Consider the following 19,799-nt stretch of genomic DNA (forward strand, 5'->3'; position numbering starts at 1 on the left):
GGGAGGTTCATGCAAATGACCCTGCAAGTGTCCAAGCGTCCACCCCTGCTGTGCTGCGCGCTCCAACTCCGGGAACGGCAGAGGGCCACCACCCGAATTCGGGTGGTGGCCCCTTGTCCGCTGCTGCGCCCTACTCGGCACTAAGCGCCCGGTACAGGGTCGCCCGGCTGATCCCCAGGGCCTTAGCAATCGCGGTCACGCTCTCGCCCTTCGCCTGCCTGGCGCGGGCAATCGCGAGCTTGTCCTCAGTGATCACGGTCGGCCGTCCGCCGTGCCTGCCGTTGCTCGCTGCCGTGTCGAGACCTTCCATGGTCTTCTCGCGGATGCCCTCCCGCTCTACCTCGGCGCTGACGGCCAGCACGGCGAAAACGATGGCTCCGGCGCCGTTGGGGTCGTGGATGCCCTGGAGTGGGCCGGACAGGATCTCAAGCTGAATGCCGTCAGCCTGGAGAGCGGCGCTGAGAGCCATCAATTCGGCGGCGCTGCGGGCAAGTCGCTTCATCTCGTGGACGGTGAGGATCACAGCCTGGTCGGGCGCTGCGGTCTTGATCTCCCGCGCGAGCGTCAGCGCTGCCTCGAACTCCGGCCGGACCTTGATCCGGGTGCTGATCTTCTCGGAGAACACGCGCTTGCAGTTCGCCCGGCTGAGCGCGTCAAGCTGGCTCTGAAGCTCCTGACGGGCCGTGGAGCAGCGGGCATACCCGATCCGGATCGGAGCGCCAGGGGCAGCATCAGCGACCGCCACAACCGGCGCTGCGCCTGCCTTCCACGGCTTACCAGGGTTGCGGTCGGCCGGGGTCTTCACGGTCAGCTCAGCCTTGAGCGCGGGAACGAGCGTGAACCGTCCGGTGTGGTAGTTGGCCGCCACCTTGCCTGCTGTCGTCCGACACGGGCTCCCGGCGGGGGCAGTGCACTTCGGGCAGTCGTGGCGCTCGACCTGGGTAGCTGCTTCGGCGTTCGTCATCATGGGTTTGATCATCGCATAAACGTGTCTCAAAACCTAGGTGCGAGGACAGGCTATTGAGACGAGTTTTGAGACCGGCGATCCAGATCAAATCGGACATGATCCGACCCGTCCGACGACTGCGTCTCATTCGATCGATTGTGAGACGGCTCGTGCTGGCGACTCTCAGTCACATGCGGCCAGGCCCACGGCTTGTCCAGCCCAATGGCCGAGTGGCCCGGCCTGTTCGGCGGGCGTGCGCCCTGGACTCTGCGGGGGTGGGGAGTGCTGTGCCGGGGTGGCGCTGCGTATGGCGGTGTGACTCCCTGTGCGGACGTATGGGGGTACCGGGGGGTAGCTCAATCTCTGGCGCTGCGGCACTCCGGGACCCGGCCCCCAAGGCCGCACACACCTCCTGAACTCTCAAGGGGTGGGGGTGTCCATAACTATCTGCAATATCACGAGAGGTAACCATGGCTCGACCTACGCCACTTCCGAACGAGCGGAACCGCCGCCTCGGAAACCCCGGCCACAAGCACATGCCCGCACTGTCTGACATGGCGGCGGTTCCCGCTGTCGAAGCCGACGCACCAGAGCGCCTAGGAACGGCTGGGCGGGAGTTCTGGCGGACTGCCACGGCCAGTACCTCATGGCTGGCCACCACGGACACCCCGACGCTTCTGCTAACCGCTGAGCTGATCGACCGGCGGGCCGGCTTCCTCGCGCAGCTCGCGGAGACTGGCCCCGTGCTCCATACCGAGAAGGGTTACGCCTACGCCAACCCGCTGGTGGCGATGATCAGCGCCCTGGAGAAGCAGCTGTTCGCGCTGCTGGCGTCGCTCGGGTACACACCCGCCGATCGGTCCCGCTTGGGCGTAGCCGAAGTCAAGGCGAAGAACGCGTTCGAGGAGATGCTGGCCCGCCGACAGCGCTGGGAGTAACCCTGGCTGGTCGGACAGACTGATCAACTGTCAGCCCCGCTGGCTGCTTGCCTTTCGGCAGGTGGCTGGCGGGGCTTTCGGCTGTGTCAGGAGAATATTCGAGAATCACAACCCGCCGTGGAGCGATTCCAAGGCATCCTGGCTCCAGCTTGCCCGACGACGAGGGGAGCGGCCGTGAGCCGACGACTGCGGTACATCGGAAGCAACTCAGGGAACAACGGATGCCCAACCCTCTACGAAGACGTAGAGACTGGGGAAGTGCTGGTGCAAGGCGACGCGGTGACCGACCCCGACGACGTGGCTCAGCTCCGTAACGTCAAGCCCGGCGAGGGGTTCGTGATCGTGCCGCGTGTGCTGCTTGCCGACTTCTCGCCGCGTGACGTGGACCGAGGCCCCGTGCTGATCAGCTTCGAAGAGTTCGACGGCATGTTTGAGACCTGCCAGCACACAGCATTCCGGCTGGAGAGCCGTCGCCGCTACCGCTCCGACGAGCGGACGGAGACCTACCGGCGGTTCGCTGCTGGGCAGGCGGCCGGTTGGGATCTGGAGGACCCCTGGTGCCGCTCGCGTCGCGAACAGGTCGCCATGGGCAAGCGGTTCGAGCGCGTGAGGATCATGGACAACCCGCCGACCCTGGGGCAGCGGTACCTACTCGACAACGCCGAGCGGAACAGCGCCGCTGGCGAAGACATCCGGTACGTCTGGCGCGCGGACGCTGAGCGTCTGAGCCTTCCGGACGAAGACACCTGGCTGTTCGACTCGCGCGTGATCGCCCTGCTCCACTTCGATGCCGACGACGACCTGACCAGCGTGGAGCTGATCACGGACCCGGTACAGGTGGCCCGCGCCTGCCAGGTTCGCGACGCTGCGTGGCACTTTGCCGTCCCGCACCAGACGTTCAGCGCTGAGGTACCGTCCCGCGTGTGAGCACCGACTTCCAACAGGCTCGAATCGCCCTCGGTCTGCGGCTTCGTGAGCTGCGTACCGAGGGCGGTCTTACCGGCCGGCAACTGGCCGAGCGCTTGGGCTGGACGCAGTCCAAGGTCAGCAAGCTGGAGACCGGCAGGCAGACGGCCACTCATGATGACCTCAAGGCGTGGGCGGAAGGCGTCGAACAGCCGGCGGCCGAGGGGGAGCTGGCGGCCCGTTTGCGCGTGCTCGAATCTCACTCCCGCTCCTGGCGGCGTCAGCTTGCCGCTGGGCACCGGCCGGTACAGGACACGCTGACGGTTGAGTACGAGCGCTCGACCGTGCTGCGAGCGTGGGAGGGCTCCATGGTCGTCGGCATGCTCCAGACGGCCGACTACGCCCGGCACGTGTTCAGCTCCTACGTCGAACTTCACCAGTCACCGCGCGATATAGAGGACGCCGTTCGAGCTCGTGTCCGACGGCAGGAGAGCCTCTACCAGCAGGGCAAGCGGTACCGCATTGTCATGTGGGAAGCCGCGCTGCGCGCCCTGGTCTGCCCGCCCGCCGTGATGGCTGCGCAGCTCGATCGACTCAGCGGAGTGATCGGGCTGGACACTGTGTCCCTGGGCATCGTGCCGTTCGGCGTATCGCTCAAGCTGCCTCCCGCTAACGGATTTTGGGTCTACGACGAGCGGCTTGTGATCGCTGAGGACTGGCACGCCGAACTCTGGCTGACCGACGCCGAGAACGTGGCGCTGTACCTGCGTACCTGGGAGGCGCTGGCAGCGTCAGCGCTCTACGGCCCGGATGCGCACCGGGTCATCACTCGTTGCCGGAGAGCGCTCGGCGCGATCTGAGAATCCTGGCGAAGCCCTGTCACCGGCATTCGAATATCCGAGAATCGCACTCCTTCCGGCGAAGCACAGACGCTTAACGTGCTGGTCAATGGCCGATCGGCATGGGAGCTGAGCGATGACCAACAGTCCACCGGCGCTGACCGTTGATCCGTACCGAGCTGCGATCTCCGCTGCGGAGCAACGGCAGAACGGACGACGCCCCCGTCGGACCGTCAGTCCTGAGTACATGGCTGCCGTCCGGGCGGAGTACGACCCGCTGTTCTTCGACAAGCTGCGGGGTGGCGGCCGGGGTACGCCGAACGGCTGGCCGTTCTGCGAGTGCGGCAGCGATAAGTGCCCCGACAAGGACAAGGCGTCCGGCGCAGCGCTGGCCCCGGCGCTCGACCGCTCGACTTCTCCAGCGGTGAGCGATGCTGCCTGAGACGACCACCAGGGTTGGGGCGCCCGAGTGCGCCAGGTGCGCCGAGCTGGACGCCGACGCAGACAAAGCGCGCCACGCGATGGACGGCATGGTGACGTACGTCGATCGGTCGGCCCTGCTGGACGTCAAGATCAAACGGCAACTGCACGAGCCCGTGTGCCCGCTGCGGAAGGTGGGGGCCCAGTGAGCAACCTTGCAACCCCGGACCCGGAAGCCAGCAAGGACGACCAGGACGACGCTGCCGACACCAGCACGGCGCAGCTAGAGCCCGCCGAGTCCCCGACCATGAAGCGGGTGCGTGAGGGGATGCGGCATCTCAACTCGCCTGGTGTACGGCGAGATTGGCACTGAGATGAGGGCAGCATTGAACATGGACGGGAGCACGCAGCGCCGCCGGTTCTTCCGGTTCGTGGCTTGGACCCTCCGGCGGGCTGACGACGAGCCGGACCTGCCGCCCGTACAGCACCAGTTCCGCTGCCTGGGGGAGGGCGAGGACGGCACCCTGTGCGACGCCGAGGGGCCTGTCTCGCTGGACTTCGAAGAGGCGCAGCGCTGGCCGTTCAAGCACATCAGGGAGCAGCAGGAACACCGAAGCTACTCCCACATAGCGGTGGTGCCCTGGCTGATGGTTCCGGCTAAGGAACCCAACTCAGCCTTTCGCGCTGATCACGGCGGCAACGATCCCGCCCACCGCCGTGATGATGGCTGCAATGATCACAGCCCGAGCGCCGACCCGAGACGCTAGATCCGAAGCGCTGTCCCGATAACGGGAGCCCTTCTGTTCGGGTTCACTACGCACTGCGCCCCTGAGCCTATGACACCAACGTTGTGCCCATCATGACGCGCTTGCGGCTGCCTGTCCCGGGAACGCCGAGACATCGCGGGGGGATCAAGGTCCGTCGGCGCCCACGACAGGGCCATGGCGGTCTCCCGTCGTGCTCTATGTGAGTGCCTTGACACACTCATTGATCTTCACAACAGACATGCCCCCATCCTGCCGCACCACACACCCGCACGGCGCGCCGCCACCACCGCCGGACCGCACCCGCGCAGGCGCCCCTCGCGACGACCCGTCAGAGCGGACGACCCGTCAGAGCGGATGACCCGTCAGAGCGAGCGCCCCTCGCTCTGCGGGACGGGCTGGCCGGTGCTCCGGTCCCCCCGGTCCGGGCGGTCGTGCTGGTCGCCGGTCAGCGCGTCGCTGAGCCGGGTGAGCAGGTCGGCCAGGTCGGTGAACTGCTTCTCGTCCCAGTCACCGCACAGCCGGGACAGCTGGGCGCGCCGGGCGGCCACCAGCTTGAGGGCCACCTGCTGGCCCGCCTCGGTCAGTCGCATCGGCAGGCCGTTGCGCAGCGCCAGGCCCTTGCCCTCGACCTCGCGGGCCGCCGACTCCACCACCTCGGGCGGGATGATCTTGCGCTCGGCCAGTTCGGCGGGCTCCGCCGAGCCCTGATGGTGCATCTGGAGCAGCAGCCAACTGGCCGCCGGCTGCAGGTCGAGCCCGGCCTCGGCGGTGATCCTGCGGTACAGGTCGCGGCGCGCCTCGCGGGTGTTGAGCACGGCCAGCGCGCGGGCGATCTCGTCCACCGAGGAGCGCTCCACCGGGTTCATCCCGATCGACTCGCCGAGGTCGGGCGCGGTGACCGAGGCACGCAGCGGCTGCTCCCGGATGAAGAGCGAGAACAGGAAGGCGACGAACGCCACCGGCGCCGCGTAGAGGAAGACCTCCGCGATGGAACTGGCGTAGGCGTGCAGCACGTTGTGCTGGACCACCGGCGGCAGGGACTTGATCACGTGCGGGTCGGCGGTGATCGAACTCGGCGCGAAGCCGGCCGGCAGGTGCACCCCGCGCAGTGCGTCGTTCAGCTTGTGGGTCAGCTGGGTGGTGAAGATGGTGCCGAAGATCGAGACGCCGAAGGAGGCGCCGATCGAGCGGAAGAAGGTGGCGGCGGCGGTGGCCACGCCCAGGTCCTGGTAGCCGACCGAGTTCTGCACGATCAGCACCAGCACCTGCAGCACCAGGCCGAGCCCCAGGCCGAAGACCAGGAAGTACAGGCTCATCACGGTGGTCGAGGTGGACTCGGTGAGCCGGGAGAGCAGGATCAGACCCACCGTCACCACCGCGGTGCCGGCGATCGGGAAGATCCGGTAGTGGCCGGTGCGCGCGACGATCTGCCCCGAGCCGATCGAGGTGACCAGCATGCCGAGCACCATCGGCAGCATGTGCACGCCGGACAGCGTGGGTGAGATGCCCTGCACCACCTGGAGGAAGGTCGGCAGGTAGGTGAGCGCGCCGAACATCGCGAAGCCGACCACGAAGGAGATCACCGCGACCAGGCTGAAGGTCCGCGAGGCGAAGAGCCGGGGCGGCAGCACGGCCTCCTCGGCGGAGCGCTCGACCTGGACGAAGGCGATCAGCAGCACCACGCCGAGCACGCCCAGGCCGATGACCTGCCAGGAACCCCAGGGGTAGGTCACCCCGCCGAGCGAGGTCATCAGCACCAGGCAGATGGCGACCGAGGCGATCAGCACGATGCCGAGGTAGTCGATCCGGTGCTGGCGCTTGACCTCCACGCTGTGCAGCACCACGGCGATCACGATCAGCGCGACCACGCCGATCGGCAGGTTGATGTAGAAGACCCAGCGCCAGGAGAGCTGGTCGACGAAGAAGCCGCCGAGCAGCGGGCCCAGCACGCTGGTGGCGCCGAAGACCGCGCCGAACAGCCCCTGGTACTTGCCCCGGTCGCGCGGCGGCACCAGGTCGCCGACGATCGCCTGGGTCAGCACGATCAGGCCGCCGCCGCCCAGGCCCTGCAGGGCCCGGAAGGCGATCAGCTCACCCATGTTCTGGGCCAGGCCGCAGAGCGCGGAGCCGATCAGGAAGATCACGATGGAGGCCTGGAAGAACCGCTTCCGGCCGTACATGTCACCGAGCTTGCCCCAGAGCGGCGTGGCGGCGGTGGAGGCCAGCAGATAGGCGGTGACCACCCAGGAGAGGTGCTCGAGGCCGCCGAGGTCGCTGACGATGGTGGGCAGCGCGGTGGAGACGATGGTCTGGTCGAGCGCGGCGAGCAGCAGGGCCAGCAGCAGGGCGCTGATCGGAACCCAGAGGTTGTGGACCCCGGCTTCCTGGGGGACCAGCGGATCGGGCTCGGTGGCCGGTTCCGCCATGGCGGATCCTCCTCGGTGCTATTTGCCGCTTATCTGACGATCATTCCGACTTCTCGCCCTCATCGTGTCAGATTTGCCCGTATTTGCGAGGAACGGTTGCGCCATTCGTAAGCCGGGCGCCCCTGTTGGCCACCGGGACAGGTCCTGCATAATCGGGCGCGTTCCACGCCGTCGACGCTCCAGGAGGACCGGCCCATGCCGGGATTCGCCCAACCAGGCCCCGGCCCGAGTCCCGTCCCGGACCCCGACGTCACCGAGACCGCCGTCCTGCCGCACATCGAGGGCCCGCCGCTGGTCCGCCCGTACGTGCCGGCGGTGCCGGTGCTCGACGAGGTGGCGGACCCGTCCGCCACCACCGTGCTGCCGCCGGTCCCGCCGCTGCTGCCCCCGGCACCGCCCTCGGCCGCGCCGCGTGAACTCGGACTCTTCCCGATCGCCGCCGATCCGGGCCCGCAGAGCGGCCGGGCCGCCGCGAGACGGGCCAGAGGGCGCAACCGCAGCGGCGTCGTGGTGGCGGCGGGCGCGGGCCTGGTCGCGCTCGGCGTCGGCCTGGCCTTCGCGCTCTCGCCCGGCCCGCAGAGCAATCACCAGGCACTGCCGGTGCTGCCCACCGGCGCACCCACCCCGACCGGCGCACCGAGCGGGGATACGCCGTCCGCGCCGAGCACGACCGCCGCGAGCAGCGCGTCGGCGAGCAGCGCGCCCGCGACGTCGGCCCGGCCGACGTCCGCCTCACCCCGGCCCTCGGTGCGCAGCGTCGCCCCCACCAGCCAGGCCCCGGCCGCGCCGCCCGCCCCGGCCACCACCCAGGCCGCGCCACCCAGCACCGCACCGGCGACCACCCAGGCGCCCCCGAGCAGCGCGCCCCCCAGCAGCAACGCCCCCTCGCCGAGCTCCACCGCACTCCCCGAATACGGCAGCACCGGCCCGGCCGTCACGGCGCTGCAGCACCAGCTCTCCGCCGTGGGCTGCTTCGACCGGCACCACACCTCGGGCGTCTACGACCAGGCCACCGTCCAGGCCGTGGGCAACTTCCAGAACGCCAACGCCCTCTGGCAGTCCCAGTGGGGCGTCTACGACCAGGCCACCGCCGACGCGCTGAACGCCGGCGACACCTGTTAGTGCCGCCTCAGGACTCAGCCGGCCACCGCCCCCACCAGGCTGATCCCCGCCAGCACCAGCATCGCCGCCGCCGCGACCCGGATGATCACCTTCATCGGGACGTGCTTCAGCAGCTTCTGCCCGCCCAGGATCGCCAGGCCGCCCACCGCGCAGAGCGCCAGCCAGGCGCCCAGGCCCACCGAGAGCGGGTCGGCGTACTTGGCGGCCAGGTTGGCGGTCATGATCTGGGTCAGGTCGCCGAACTCGGCCACCGCCACCACCAGGAAGCTGGCCCCTGCCACCTTCCAGAAGCCGGTGGAGGACGGCGCCTTCGCCTCGTGCTCCTCCTCCTCGGGCTTGTGCAGCAGCAGCATCACCGCGCCCGCCAGGAAGAGCGCCCCGCTGATCCCCTCCACCCAGCGGTGCGGCAGCAGCGACAGCAGGCTGCCGGCCGCCAGCGCGAGGCCGACCTGGACGGCCATCGCCGCCGCGACGCCCGCGAAGACGTAGGCCGCGCGGTAGCGGGTGCCGAGCATCAGCGCGGCCAGGGCGGTCTTGTCCGGCAGTTCGGCCAGGAAGATGATGCCGAAAGTGACGGCGAAGACGGTCAGGCTCATCAGGATCGGTGTCCCTCGGGTCGGGCTGCCCGGGCGCGTGGCCTCAAAAAAACAGAGACCCCGGCCTGACAGCACTGGTCTCAAGCACAGCACTGCGGCCGAAGGTCTCGCCAACACACGTGGTGTCCCGGGCGCCGGGCTCCTGAACGAGCGAGCCAGTATGTCGACGGTCCGGTGGAGGGCTACTCCCCTTCAACGCCTCCACTGTACCGGACGCCGTACCAGGCCCCGTCCGATCAGTTCCAGCACCACCACGATCGCCACCCCCTCCACCGCGAGCAGCGCGACCAGCACGAAGAGCTGCACCGCCCCCGCCGCCACCGGGGAGGCGCCGCCCAGCAGCATGCCGACGAAGGCGCCGGGCAGCGTGACCAGGCCCACCGTGCGGGTCTGGTCCAGGGCCGGCACCAGCGAGGTGGCGGCGGCGGTGCGGCAGATCTCCAGCCGGGCGTCGCGGTCCTCGAGGCCGAGTGCCAGCGCCGCCTCCACCTCGCCGTGCCGCTGGGTCAGCTCGTCCAGCGCCCGGCGCCCGGCCAGCGAGGTGGCGCTGAGCGCACCGCCGATCAGGATGCCGGCCACCGGCACGATGGAGAGCCCCTTGAGCGGCAGCAGCCCGCTGCCGAGCAGCAGGGCCAGCACCGGCAGGACGCCGACGCCGATCGGGGCCGCCGCCCAGGCCCAGCTCCAGCCGGGCGCGTCCGACATCCGCCGCCCGGCGGTGCGCACCGCCACCGAGAACATCACCAGCACGAAGAGCGCGGTCAGCCAGAGCGAGTGAACCACCCAGGTGATCACGAAGGCGACCGCCGCGAGCTGCACCACCGCCCGCGCCCCGGCCCGCAGCACCGCCCGACCGTGCCCCAGCCGGCCCCACCCGGCCACCGCGACCGCCGCCACCAGCAGCACCGCCATCGCCACCCCGAGCAGCGGGGTGACCGGCAGCAGCTGCCCCGAGCCGGACGTTCCGCCCGAGGCCGACGCGCTCAGATCCAGGTGGTGAACCACATGTGGTCCTGCCAGTCGCTCATCGGGATCACCTGAGCGGTGTAGAGCGGCAGGAAGTAGAGGAAGCACCCCATGATCGCCAGCACGATGCCGCCCGCCGCCGCGCCGCCGATCGCCCGCCGCCGCGCCGTGCTGCCGCTCGGGCCGAGCATCGCCCCGAGCATCTGGGCCACCGCCAGACAGAGGAACGGCACCAGCACGACCATGTAGAAGGAGAAGATGGTGCGCTGCTGGAACTGGAACCAGGGCAGGTAGATGGCGGCCACCGCGCAGAGCACCGCGCCCGAGCGCCAGTCCCGCCGGAAGAACCAGCGGTAGAGCAGGTAGGCGAGCGCGAAGCAGCCGGTCCACCAGAGCAGCGGGGTGCCGAGCGCCAGGATCTGCGTGGTGCAGCCGCCGGCGGCGGTGCAGCCCTGCTGCCCGGTGGGCACCGGCTGCCAGTACATGCTGACCGGGCGGGCCTGGACCAGCCAGCTCCACGGATTGGACTGGTAGATGTGCGGGGTGGTCAGCGTGGTGTTGAAGTGCCACATCTCGGACTGGTAGTGCCACCAGCTGCGCAGCGCGGCCGGGAGCAGGCCCGAGCGGCCGGCCGCCCACTGGCGGTCGTAGCCGCCGGAGGTGACGAACCAGCCGGACCAGGAGACCAGGTAGGTCAGCGCGCCGAGCACCGCGATCGAACCGAAGGCGGGCAGCGCGTCGCGGCGCAGCATGCTGCGCATGGGGTGGCGGGCGCCGGCCGCCCGGCGCCCCGCCTGGTCCCAGAGCACGGTGAGCAGGCCGAAGGCGGCCAGGATCTGCCCGCCGTTCCACTTCACCGAGCAGGCCGCGCCGAGCAGCAGCCCGGCGGCCAGCCGCCAGGGGCGCAGGCCCAGCCGCACCCGGTCGCCGTCCACCCCGGGCGCGGCCAGCTTGGCCCTGGCCCGGTCGCGGTCGATCAGCAGGCAGCCGAAGGCGGCCAGCACGAAGAACATCAGGATGCCGTCGAGCAGCCCGGTGCGGCTCATCACGAGTTGCAGGCCGTCCACCGACATCAGCAGCGCGGCGGTGCAGCCGATCAGGGTGGAGCCGAAGAGGCGGCGGCCGATCCGGGCCAGCATCAGCACCGAGAGGGTGCCGAGCAGCGCGACCATCACCCGCCAGCCGAACGGGTTCAGCCCGAAGGCCGCCTCGCCGAGCGCGATCACCCACTTGCCGAGCGGCGGGTGGGCGACGAAGGCGGGCACGTTGTCGAACGGGATGGTCTGCGGGTGCTGCAGGATCTGCTCGTTGGCGGTGACCGACCAGACGCCCTCGTAGCCCTGGTGGAGCACCGACCAGGCGTCCTTGGGGTAGTACGTCTCGTCGAAGACGAAGGCGCGCGGGTGGCCGAGGTTCCAGAACCGCAGGACCCCGGCGAAGAGTGCCACCGCGATGGGGCCGAGCCAGCCGGCGTGCCGCACCACCCAGGGTGCCCGGGTGGTCAAACCCACCAGCAGGGACGGACGGGCCGACGACACTTCCCGCGTCGCCGGCCGCTCGGTGACTGCCGTCTCTGCCATGAACCCACCGCTGTCGACTGGATGACCTGGACCGCCGACGACAATAGGTCGCGGCGGTCCCTCCCGTCACCCTCTCATGCCGCCGTCTGCAGCTCGCGGAGCGGCACGACCACGGGGGCCGGCGCCTCGGCGTTGTCCTGCGCCGGGGTCAGGTGCCGGCGCAGCCGCAGCGCCAGGACGACGATCAGCAGTGTGCAGGCGGTCATCGCGGCCAGGTAGAGCGGCCAGGTGCCGGAGCCGACCAGCAGTACGCCGACCGCCGGGCCGACCGCGATGGCGGTCTGCTTGACCAGCGCGAACGCCGAGTTGTAGGTGCCCAGCAGCCGGGCCGGGGCCAGGTCGGCGACGATCGGGCCCAGGGTCGGGGCCAGCATCGACTCGCCGACGCCGAACAGCACGTAGATCGAGACGATCGCGATGGTGGCCGCCGCCGCCTCGCCGCGGACCAGCCCGGCCAGCAGCGCCGCGCCCCAGGCGCCGAGCCAGACCACACCGGTGGCGGCCATCGCGGTGGTGCGCCGGCGGCGGGCGGTGATCCGCACCATGAACATCTGCAGCACCACGATGGTCAGCGCGTTGGCGCCGATCGCCATGCCGAGGGTGGCCGGGGCGGTCTTGACCGTGTCGGTGGCGAAGGCCGCCACGCCCGACTCGAACTGGCCGTAGCAGGTGAAGAAGATCAGCCCGGCCAGCAGGCAGAGCCGCAGCATCGCCTTGTCCGCGGTCAGCGCGCGCAGTCCGGTGCGCTGGGTCTGCCCGTTCTCGGCGACCAGGATCGGCGCCGGGCCCGGGATCTTCGCCGTGCCGGTGACGGCGGCCAGGCCCAGGAAGGTCAGCGCCTCGATGGTGAAGAGCCGGGTCAGGCTGGCCGGGTCGGCCACGTTGACGATCTGCCCGCCGACCAGCGCGCCGATGCCCATGCCCAGGTTGACCAGGGTGAACTGCAGCGCGAAGGCGTGCGAGCGGGTCTGCGCGGTGGAGCAGCGCACGATCATGGTGGCCAGCGCCGGCTGGCAGGTGGTGACACCGCCGCCGAACAGGAAGGAGGCGATCAGCAGCCCGGTGGTGCCGCTCGCCTGCCCGAACGAGAAGGCGCCGACGGCGGCCATCGCGCAGCCGGCCAGCAGCACCGGACGCGGCCCGTACCTGTCGATGCCGCGCCCGGCGAACGGCAGCACCACCAGCGCGGCCAGCGCGAAGATGGTGAAGACCAGGCCGGCGGCCAGCGAACCGAGCCCGCGCACCTGGTCCACGTACACGAACATGTACGGCATCGTGAACCCGCTGCCGAAGGCGCTGAGCGCGTTGCCGAGCTGGACCCGGCGCAGGGTGCCCCCCTCGCCGTAGATCTGCTGCTTCATGGAGACACCCCTTAGAACTTTTAGGCTGCAAGATTTCAGAGCTAAACTCTACGAGTCGGAAGAGTGTCGTGTCAAAGGCTTAACTTGGACAGCCGAGCGTGGGAGACTGGGGCCCATGAGCGCACCGAGGCCCGTGCCGGACACCGGCAGCGAGCTGGACATTGCCGAGCAAGTGGCCATCTACCAGCGGGAGTTCCCCACGGTTGACCCCCAGGTGGAGACCATCGTGTCCTCCCTGTCCCGGGTCGCCCGGCGGATGGGCACCGCCTACGGCCGCCAGCTGACTGTGCTCGGAATCACCAGCGCCGAGTGGGAGGTGCTCAAGGCGCTGGTGGTGGCGGGCAGCCCGTACCAGCTCGGCCCCGGCGAACTGGCCAAGCGGCTCGGCCTGACCCCGGCCGCGATGACCCACCGGATCGACCGGATGGTGGCCGAGGACCTGGTCACCCGGGAGCGCGACGAGGCCAACCGGGTCCGGGTGATCATCGAGCTGACCGAGAACGGCCGCGACAAGTGGCTGGAGTCGATGCGGATGGCCGCCGTCTTCGAGGAGGAGCTGCTCCAGGACGTCGAGCCCACGGAGCGCGCGGTGCTCTCCGAGCTGCTGCTGCGGATGCTGACCCGGATCGAGCGGACCAGCCCCTGAGCGGGTTGAGTGGCGCGAGCAGGCCGCAGGCGTGAAGGTGAGACCCGGGAGGGAACCCACCACACTTCGCGCCCCTGGAGGCGACAACCATGCCCGTGGTCAAGACCCCGTACCCGCCCGGCACCCCGTGCTGGGTCGACCTGACGGCCCCCGACCAGCAGGCCGCCATCGACTTCTACCGCGACCTGTTCGGCTGGCAGGGCGAGATCGGCCCCGAGCAGTTCGGCGGCTACGCGGTCCTCACGCTCAGGGACAAGCCGGTGGCCGGCATCATGAAGGCCATGGCGATGGACGACAACCCGCCGCCGCCCACCGTCTGGACCACCTACCTGGCCACCGCCGAGGCGGACGCCACCGCGACGAAGATCACCGCGAACGGCGGCAAGCTGCTCTTCCCGGTGATGGAGGTCGGCACGGTCGGCCGGATGAGCGTCGCCGCCGACCCGACCGGCGCGGTCTTCGGCATCTGGCAGGCGCTGGACTTCGGCGGCGCGGAGATCGTCAACGAGCACGGCGCGGTGATCTGGAACGAGCTGAACAGCTCCGACCTCAAGGCCGCCACCGCGTTCTACCGGACGGCGCTGGGTATCGAGATCACCCCGACCCCGGAGATGCCGGACTACCACATGCTCAAGGTCGGCGGTAAGGACGTCGGCGGGGCTCAGGGGCTGCAGAACCACCCGGCGGGCACGCCCTCGCACTGGGCCACCTACTTCTCGGTGGACGACATCGACAGCACCGTGGACGCGGCGGTGCGGGCCGGTGCCACGATCCTGGTGCCGGCGATGGACACCCCGGTCGGGCGGATGGGCGCGGTCGCGGACCCGCAGGGCGCACCGTTCTGGATGATCACACCGCAGCAGCCGCAGCAGAGCTGAACCCGCGTCAAGCGCGTGGGCCGCGGCCCGGACCGATCCGACGATCGGTCCGGGCCGCGGTGCTCTGCGGGGCGGGCGCGGCAGCGGACGCGGCAGACGCCGAGGGCGCCAGGGCCACCGCCGGAGGTTCAGGACTCCGGCGGTGACTCAGGAGCTCCCTGCACCTGTCGATCAACATGGACTAGACCAACTGTGGCGTCAAGAGCCGACCACCGCGCTTGAGCTGCCGTTAGGGTTCCCCGCACCGGCCGCTCGGCCGACCCGGCCGACCCTCCCGGATCCGGCGCGGGGTCCGTCTTGAGATGTAGTCGCGCTGCATCTGGCGTCGCAACCGGGCCCCGTTCGACTCCTCCTTGCGCGGCTCGTGCCGGTCGCACCGCCCGCCATAGCGTGGGCGGTGTCGCCCGTCCACCCCCTCGCACGAGGATCAACATGATCGAAGCCGTCGGCCTCACCAAGCGCTACGGCCCCAAAACCGCCGTCCAGGACCTGAGTTTCAGCGTCCGCCCCGGCATCGTGACCGGCTTCCTCGGCCCCAACGGGGCCGGCAAGTCCACCACCATGCGGATGCTGCTCGGCCTCGACACCCCGAGCGCCGGCCACGCCACCATCAACGGCCGCCGCTACGCCGACCACGCCGCGCCGCTGCGCGAGGTCGGCGCGATGCTGGAGGCCCGCGCGATCCACACCGGGCGCTCCGCCTTCAACCACCTGCTCGCGCTGGCCGCCACCCACGGCATCCCGCGCTCCCGGGTGGACGAGGTGATCGACCTGGTGGGCCTGCGCCAGGTGGCCAGGAAGCGGGCGGGCGGCTTCTCGCTCGGCATGGGCCAGCGCCTGGGCATCGCCTCCGCGCTGCTCGGCGACCCGGCCACGCTGATCCTCGACGAGCCGGTCAACGGCCTCGACCCCGAGGGCATTCTGTGGATCCGCAACCTGCTCAAGTCGCTGGCGGTCGAGGGCCGCACGGTGCTGGTCTCCTCGCACCTGATGAGCGAGATGGCGCTCACCGCCGAGCACCTGATCGTGATCGGCCGCGGGCAGCTGATCGCGGACACCTCGGTGGCCGACTTCACCGAGCGGGCCTCGCGCGGCGGAGTGCTGGTGCGCACCCCCGACTCAGTGCGGCTCGGTGAGCTGCTGCGCGAGCTGCCGGGTGTGAGCGTGACCGACGGCGAGGACGCCCAGGTGCTGACCGTGGACGGCGCGGACAGCGAGCGGGTCGGCCGGCTGGCCGCCGAGCACGGCCTGACGCTCTTCGAACTGACCCCGCAGAAGGCCTCGCTGGAGGAGGCCTTCATGGAAATGACCAAGGACGCCGTCGAGTACGACGCCGTGGTCGCCCCCCGCACGCTGGTCGAGGAGCACGCAGCATGAGCACCGCCACCCCCACCGCCGTCCCGGCCCGCGGGCCGGTCGGCGGCCCGGTCACGCTGCCGCGCGTGGTCCACTCCGAGTGGATCAAGTTCCGCACGCTGCGCTCGACCTACTTCACCCTGCTGGCCGCCGTGGTCTTCATGATCGGCTTCGGCCTGCTCGCCTGCTATGGCGCGATCGACCACCTGAACCACCCCGACATGCGCGACCACGGCTTCTCGATCAACGCCGCCGACCGCAGCCTGCGCGGCTACCTGGCGGCCCAGCTGGCCGTCGGCGTGCTCGGCGTGCTGGTGGTCAGCGGCGAGTACAGCACCGGCATGATCCGCGCCTCGCTGTCCGCCGTGCCGCGCCGCCTGCCGGTGCTCTGGGCCAAGGCGGGCGTCTTCGGTGCGGTGACCTTCGTGGTGACCCTGATCACCGCGTTCGTCGCCTTCTTCGGCGGCCAGGCGGTGCTCTCCGCCAACCACGTGCAGACCACGCTGTCGGCCGCCGGGGTGACCCGCACCGTCGTCGGCACCTCGCTCTACCTCACCGCGATCGGCATCCTCGCGGTCGCGGTCGGCACGATGATCCGCAACACGGCCGGCGGCATCGCCGCGATCTTCGGCATGCTGCTGGTGCTGCCCACCCTGGTCGAGGTGCTGCCGGCCAACTGGAGCAGCAACATCGGCCCGTACCTGCCCGGCGCGGCCGGCCAGGCGGTGGCCACGCTCAACCCGGACCCGGGCACGCTCGCCCCGTGGACCGGCTACGGCGTGCTCTGGATCTACGTGGTCGTCGCGCTGATCGGCGCGGCCGCGGTGCTCAAGCGGCGCGACGCGTGAGCGTCGGTCCGGCGAGCACCGCCGACAGGTCGGGCGCCATCCGATGCACAATGGCGCGATGACTTCGCTCGATCAGCTCCCGACAGCCCTCGGGCGGCGCTTTCCCCGCGCCGCCTGGGGGCTGGCCGCGTTGCGCGGCTGGCTGCTCGACGAGCGCTACCCGCTCGCCGTCGACCTCGCCTTCGCGCTGGCGGTGCTGGCGCTGGCCAGCGCGGCGCACGGGCGCGACCTGCGCGAGCACCCGTGGATCTGGCTGCTGCAGCTCGCGCTGATCCTGCCGCTCACCTTCCGCCGCCGGGCCCCGCTGACGGTCTTCGGGGTGATCGCGGGCGTCGCCTTCGTGCAGTGGCTGACCTACCAGGCGATGCCCGCCGACATCGCGGTGCTGCTCGCGCTCTACACCGTGGCGGCGCACTGCTCGCGTCGGATGACGGTGCTCTCCTACCTGGTCGCCGAGCTCGGCGTGGTGCTGGTGGCCTCCAACCTGCGGACCACGGTCGCGCTGGCCGATCCGGTGGGGATCTGGTTCAAGGCCGCCTTCATGCTCTCCGGCGCCACCACGGCCGCCGCCGTGCTCGGCCTCAACGTCCGGGCCCGCCGCGCCCAGCTGCGCGCGCTGCGGGCCAGGGCCCGCGAGCTGGAGCGCCAGCGCGACCAGCAGGCCGCCCTCGCGGTCGCCGAGGAGCGCTCCCGGATCGCCCGCGAGATGCACGACATCGTCACGCACAACCTCTCGGTGATGGTCGCGCTCGCCGACGGCGCCGTCTACGTCAACCCGATCGCCCCGGAGAAGGCCACCGCCGCGATGCGCCAGTCGGCCGAGACCGGACGCCAGGCGCTGACCGACATGCGCCGCTTCCTCGGCGTGCTGCGGGCCGACGAACCCGACGCGCTGCGCCACCCACAGCCCGGCCTGGGCCAGCTCGCCGCGCTGGCCGCCCAGGTCCGGGCGGCCGGCCTGCCCACCGAGCTGCGGCTGACCGGCGAGGCCGCCGGCATCTCCCCCGGCGCCCAGCTGACCGTCTACCGGCTGGTCCAGGAGTCGCTCACCAACACCCTCAAGCACGCCGCGCCCGGCGCCCGCGCCCAGGTCACCGTGGACTGCACGGCCGACCTGGTGACGGTGGAGGTCCGCGACGACGGGGTCGCGCTGCACCGGCCCGGCTCCGCCGCCGACCGGGGCGACGACTGGCCCGGCGAGCCCGGACACGGCCTGGCCGGGATGCGCGAGCGGGTCGCCGCCTATGGTGGTGGTCTGAGCGCCGGACCGCTGCCGCGGGGCGGCTGGCGGGTGGCCGCCACGCTCGACCTCGGCCCCGGCCCCGCGCCCGGCCCGGACCCGGAACCCGGCCCGGACCCCGATCCCGCACCCGACCTCGCACCCGACCTCCAGGAAGCCCACCGATGACCATCCGCGTCCTGCTGGTGGACGACCAACCGCTGCTGCGCGTCGCCTTCACCCTGGTCCTCGACTCGCAGCCGGACCTGGAGGTGGCCGGCGAGGCCGAGGACGGCGCGGAGGCGGTGCGCCTCACCCTGGAGCAGCGCCCGGACGTGGTGCTGATGGACGTCCGGATGCCCGGCATGGACGGCATCGAGGCAACCCGGCGGATCGTCGAGGCCTCCCCCGACACCAAGGTGCTCATCATGACCACCTTCGACCTCGACGAGTACGCCTTCGCCGGCCTGCGGGCCGGGGCCTCGGGCTTCCTGCTGAAGAACGCCCAGCCGGCCGAACTGCTCAGCGCGATCCGCAGCGTGGCGGCGGGCGACGCCGTGGTGGCGCCCCGGATCACCCGCCGGCTGCTGGACACCTTCGCCTCGCAGCTGCCCGCCGACGGCGGCTCGCCGGACCGGGCCGAGAGCGCCATCGAGGCGCTGACCACCCGCGAGCGCAGCGTGCTGGTCCAGGTGGCCCGCGGCCTGTCGAACGCCGAGGTGGCCGCCGAACTCTTCCTCGCCGAGGCCACGGTGAAGACCCATGTGAGCCGGATCCTGCTCAAGCTCGGCCTGCGCGACCGGGTCCAGGCCGTGGTCTTCGCCTACGAAAACCGCTTGGTCCGCCCGACCTGAGCGGCCGACAATCGGCGGATGACCGACGACCCCTTCACCCGCCGACTGGCCGCGCAGCGCTCCTGCCAGCGCCTGCTCTCCGGCCGCCGCCTGCCGACCATGCGCGAGCGGCTGGCCGCGCTCAGCTCGCTGGACGGCCTGGACGACCGCCCCGACTTCTACGGTGACGGCCCGGTCCGGCAGGTGGAGCAGCGGGTCGCCACCCTGCTCGGCAAGCCGGACGCCGTCTTCTTCCCCACCGGCACGATGGCCCAGCAGATCGCGCTGCGCCACGGCGCCGAGCTGACCGGGCGGACGGCCGTCGCCCTGCACCCGCTGGCCCACCTGGAGCGCTGGGAGCGGCAGGCGTACAGCCAGCTGACCGGGCTGCGCGGACTGTGGCCGACCACCGCGCCGCGGCACTTCGACGCGGCCGAAGTCGCCGCACTGGACGAGCCGTTCGGCACCCTGACGGTCGAACTGCCGCTGCGCGACGCCGGATACCTGCTGCCGAGCTGGCCGGAGCTGGTCGCGCTGGCCGAGGCCGGCCGGGCCGCCGGCGCCCGGGTGCACTTCGACGGCGCCCGGCTCTGGGAGACCACCAGCCACTTCGGCAAGGGACTTGACGAGATAGCGGCGCTCGCCGACAGCGTCTACGTCTCCTTCTACAAGACCCTGGGCGGCATCAGCGGCGCCGCACTGGCCGGCGATGCCGAGCTGATCGGCTACGCCCGCGCCTGGCGCCACCGCCACGGCGGCAACCTCTACCAGCAGTGGCCCGCCGCGCTGGCCGCGCTGGACGGCCTGGACCGGGTGCTGCCCCGGCTCCCCGAGCAGGTGCGCCACGCGGCCCTGGTCGCCACCGCGCTCGCCGAGCTCCCCGGTGCCCGGATCACCCCCGAGACCCCGCACACCCAGGAGTTCCAACTCTGGCTGCCCCACCCGGCAGCCGCCCTCGACCAGGCCGCCCTCACCCTCGCGGAGCAGGAGGGGCTCTGGTTCGTCCACTACTGGGAGGACCGCGCCCCGGGCCTGGCGATGGCCGAGGTCATGATCGCCGGGGAGGCGCTGGAGTGGACCGCGGCGGACGTCACCCGGGTGGGGCGGCGGTTCCTGGAGCTGGTGGAGCCCGGAGCCGGCGGAGCCTGAACC

Annotated in this window: 19 protein-coding genes; 13 read left to right on the plus strand and 6 right to left on the minus strand. The window is 71.0% G+C overall.

Annotated elements, in window-relative coordinates:
- Positions 1-130: 130 nt before the first annotated feature.
- Positions 131-979, minus strand: a complete 849-nt coding sequence (locus OG403_RS11490; protein WP_329563777.1) for a recombinase family protein — start codon at positions 977-979, stop codon at positions 131-133.
- 521 nt (positions 980-1,500) lie between these two features.
- Between OG403_RS11490 and OG403_RS11495 the strand changes: the two genes are divergently transcribed.
- The 5 genes from OG403_RS11495 to OG403_RS11515 all read left to right on the plus strand — a co-directional run bounded on the left by OG403_RS11495 (position 1,501) and on the right by OG403_RS11515 (position 4,816).
- Positions 1,501-1,884, plus strand: a complete 384-nt coding sequence (locus tag OG403_RS11495) for a phage terminase small subunit P27 family (protein ID WP_329563779.1) — start codon at positions 1,501-1,503, stop codon at positions 1,882-1,884.
- Positions 1,885-2,142: 258 nt separating this feature from the next.
- Positions 2,143-2,811, plus strand: a complete 669-nt coding sequence (locus OG403_RS11500) for a DUF6879 family protein (RefSeq protein WP_329563781.1) — start codon at positions 2,143-2,145, stop codon at positions 2,809-2,811.
- Positions 2,808-3,650: a helix-turn-helix domain-containing protein gene (locus OG403_RS11505; protein ID WP_329563783.1), complete on the plus strand. Its 843-nt coding sequence runs from the start codon at positions 2,808-2,810 to the stop codon at positions 3,648-3,650. The genes OG403_RS11500 and OG403_RS11505 overlap by 4 nt, the downstream gene beginning before the upstream one ends.
- Positions 3,651-3,876: 226 nt before the next feature.
- Positions 3,877-4,071 (plus strand): hypothetical protein, encoded by a 195-nt coding sequence (locus tag OG403_RS11510; RefSeq protein WP_329563784.1) that lies wholly within the window; start codon positions 3,877-3,879, stop codon positions 4,069-4,071.
- 328 nt (positions 4,072-4,399) lie between these two features.
- Entirely contained in the window at positions 4,400-4,816 is a 417-nt protein-coding gene (locus OG403_RS11515) for a DUF7848 domain-containing protein (protein WP_329563785.1), read from the plus strand.
- A gap of 362 nt (positions 4,817-5,178) precedes the next feature.
- Here the strand turns inward: OG403_RS11515 and OG403_RS11520 are convergent, their stop codons facing one another.
- Entirely contained in the window at positions 5,179-7,242 is a 2,064-nt protein-coding gene (locus OG403_RS11520; RefSeq protein WP_329563786.1) for an MFS transporter, read from the minus strand.
- A 195-nt stretch (positions 7,243-7,437) separates the two neighbouring features.
- Between OG403_RS11520 and OG403_RS11525 the strand changes: the two genes are divergently transcribed.
- Entirely contained in the window at positions 7,438-8,364 is a 927-nt protein-coding gene (locus OG403_RS11525) for a peptidoglycan-binding domain-containing protein (protein ID WP_329563787.1), read from the plus strand.
- A 14-nt stretch (positions 8,365-8,378) separates the two neighbouring features.
- Here the strand turns inward: OG403_RS11525 and OG403_RS11530 are convergent, their stop codons facing one another.
- From OG403_RS11530 to OG403_RS11545, 4 genes are all read right to left on the minus strand, one after another.
- Positions 8,379-8,963, minus strand: coding sequence for a TMEM165/GDT1 family protein (locus OG403_RS11530; RefSeq protein ID WP_329572255.1), 585 nt, complete (start codon positions 8,961-8,963; stop codon positions 8,379-8,381).
- Positions 8,964-9,152: 189 nt separating this feature from the next.
- Positions 9,153-9,872: an ABC transporter permease gene (locus tag OG403_RS11535; RefSeq protein ID WP_329572257.1), complete on the minus strand. Its 720-nt coding sequence runs from the start codon at positions 9,870-9,872 to the stop codon at positions 9,153-9,155.
- 71 nt (positions 9,873-9,943) lie between these two features.
- Positions 9,944-11,506 carry a dolichyl-phosphate-mannose--protein mannosyltransferase gene (locus OG403_RS11540; protein ID WP_329563789.1) on the minus strand — a complete coding sequence of 521 codons (1,563 nt, stop codon included), beginning with the start codon at positions 11,504-11,506 and terminating at the stop codon, positions 9,944-9,946.
- A gap of 74 nt (positions 11,507-11,580) precedes the next feature.
- Positions 11,581-12,867 (minus strand): MFS transporter, encoded by a 1,287-nt coding sequence (locus OG403_RS11545; RefSeq protein ID WP_329563791.1) that lies wholly within the window; start codon positions 12,865-12,867, stop codon positions 11,581-11,583.
- A gap of 115 nt (positions 12,868-12,982) precedes the next feature.
- On the opposite strand from OG403_RS11545, the gene OG403_RS11550 reads away from it, so the two are divergent.
- From OG403_RS11550 to OG403_RS11580, 7 genes are all read left to right on the plus strand, one after another.
- On the plus strand, positions 12,983-13,513 hold the full coding sequence (locus OG403_RS11550; RefSeq protein WP_329563792.1) for a MarR family winged helix-turn-helix transcriptional regulator: 531 nt from the start codon (positions 12,983-12,985) through the stop codon (positions 13,511-13,513).
- A gap of 89 nt (positions 13,514-13,602) precedes the next feature.
- Positions 13,603-14,391 (plus strand): VOC family protein, encoded by a 789-nt coding sequence (locus tag OG403_RS11555; protein WP_329563793.1) that lies wholly within the window; start codon positions 13,603-13,605, stop codon positions 14,389-14,391.
- 432 nt (positions 14,392-14,823) lie between these two features.
- Positions 14,824-15,768 carry an ATP-binding cassette domain-containing protein gene (locus OG403_RS11560; RefSeq protein ID WP_329563795.1) on the plus strand — a complete coding sequence of 315 codons (945 nt, stop codon included), beginning with the start codon at positions 14,824-14,826 and terminating at the stop codon, positions 15,766-15,768.
- Positions 15,765-16,595: an ABC transporter permease gene (locus OG403_RS11565; RefSeq protein WP_329563797.1), complete on the plus strand. Its 831-nt coding sequence runs from the start codon at positions 15,765-15,767 to the stop codon at positions 16,593-16,595. Before OG403_RS11560 ends, OG403_RS11565 begins: the two co-directional genes overlap by 4 nt.
- 58 nt (positions 16,596-16,653) lie before the next feature.
- Entirely contained in the window at positions 16,654-18,003 is a 1,350-nt protein-coding gene (locus tag OG403_RS11570) for a sensor histidine kinase (protein ID WP_329563799.1), read from the plus strand.
- Positions 18,000-18,668: a response regulator transcription factor gene (locus tag OG403_RS11575; protein ID WP_329563801.1), complete on the plus strand. Its 669-nt coding sequence runs from the start codon at positions 18,000-18,002 to the stop codon at positions 18,666-18,668. Before OG403_RS11570 ends, OG403_RS11575 begins: the two co-directional genes overlap by 4 nt.
- A gap of 18 nt (positions 18,669-18,686) precedes the next feature.
- Complete coding sequence (locus tag OG403_RS11580; protein ID WP_329563802.1) at positions 18,687-19,796, plus strand: threonine aldolase family protein; 1,110 nt, start codon at positions 18,687-18,689, stop codon at positions 19,794-19,796.
- Positions 19,797-19,799 lie beyond the last annotated feature (3 nt).

The sequence above is a fragment of the Kitasatospora sp. NBC_01266 genome (assembly GCF_036242395.1).
Lineage (GTDB): Bacteria > Actinomycetota > Actinomycetes > Streptomycetales > Streptomycetaceae > Kitasatospora.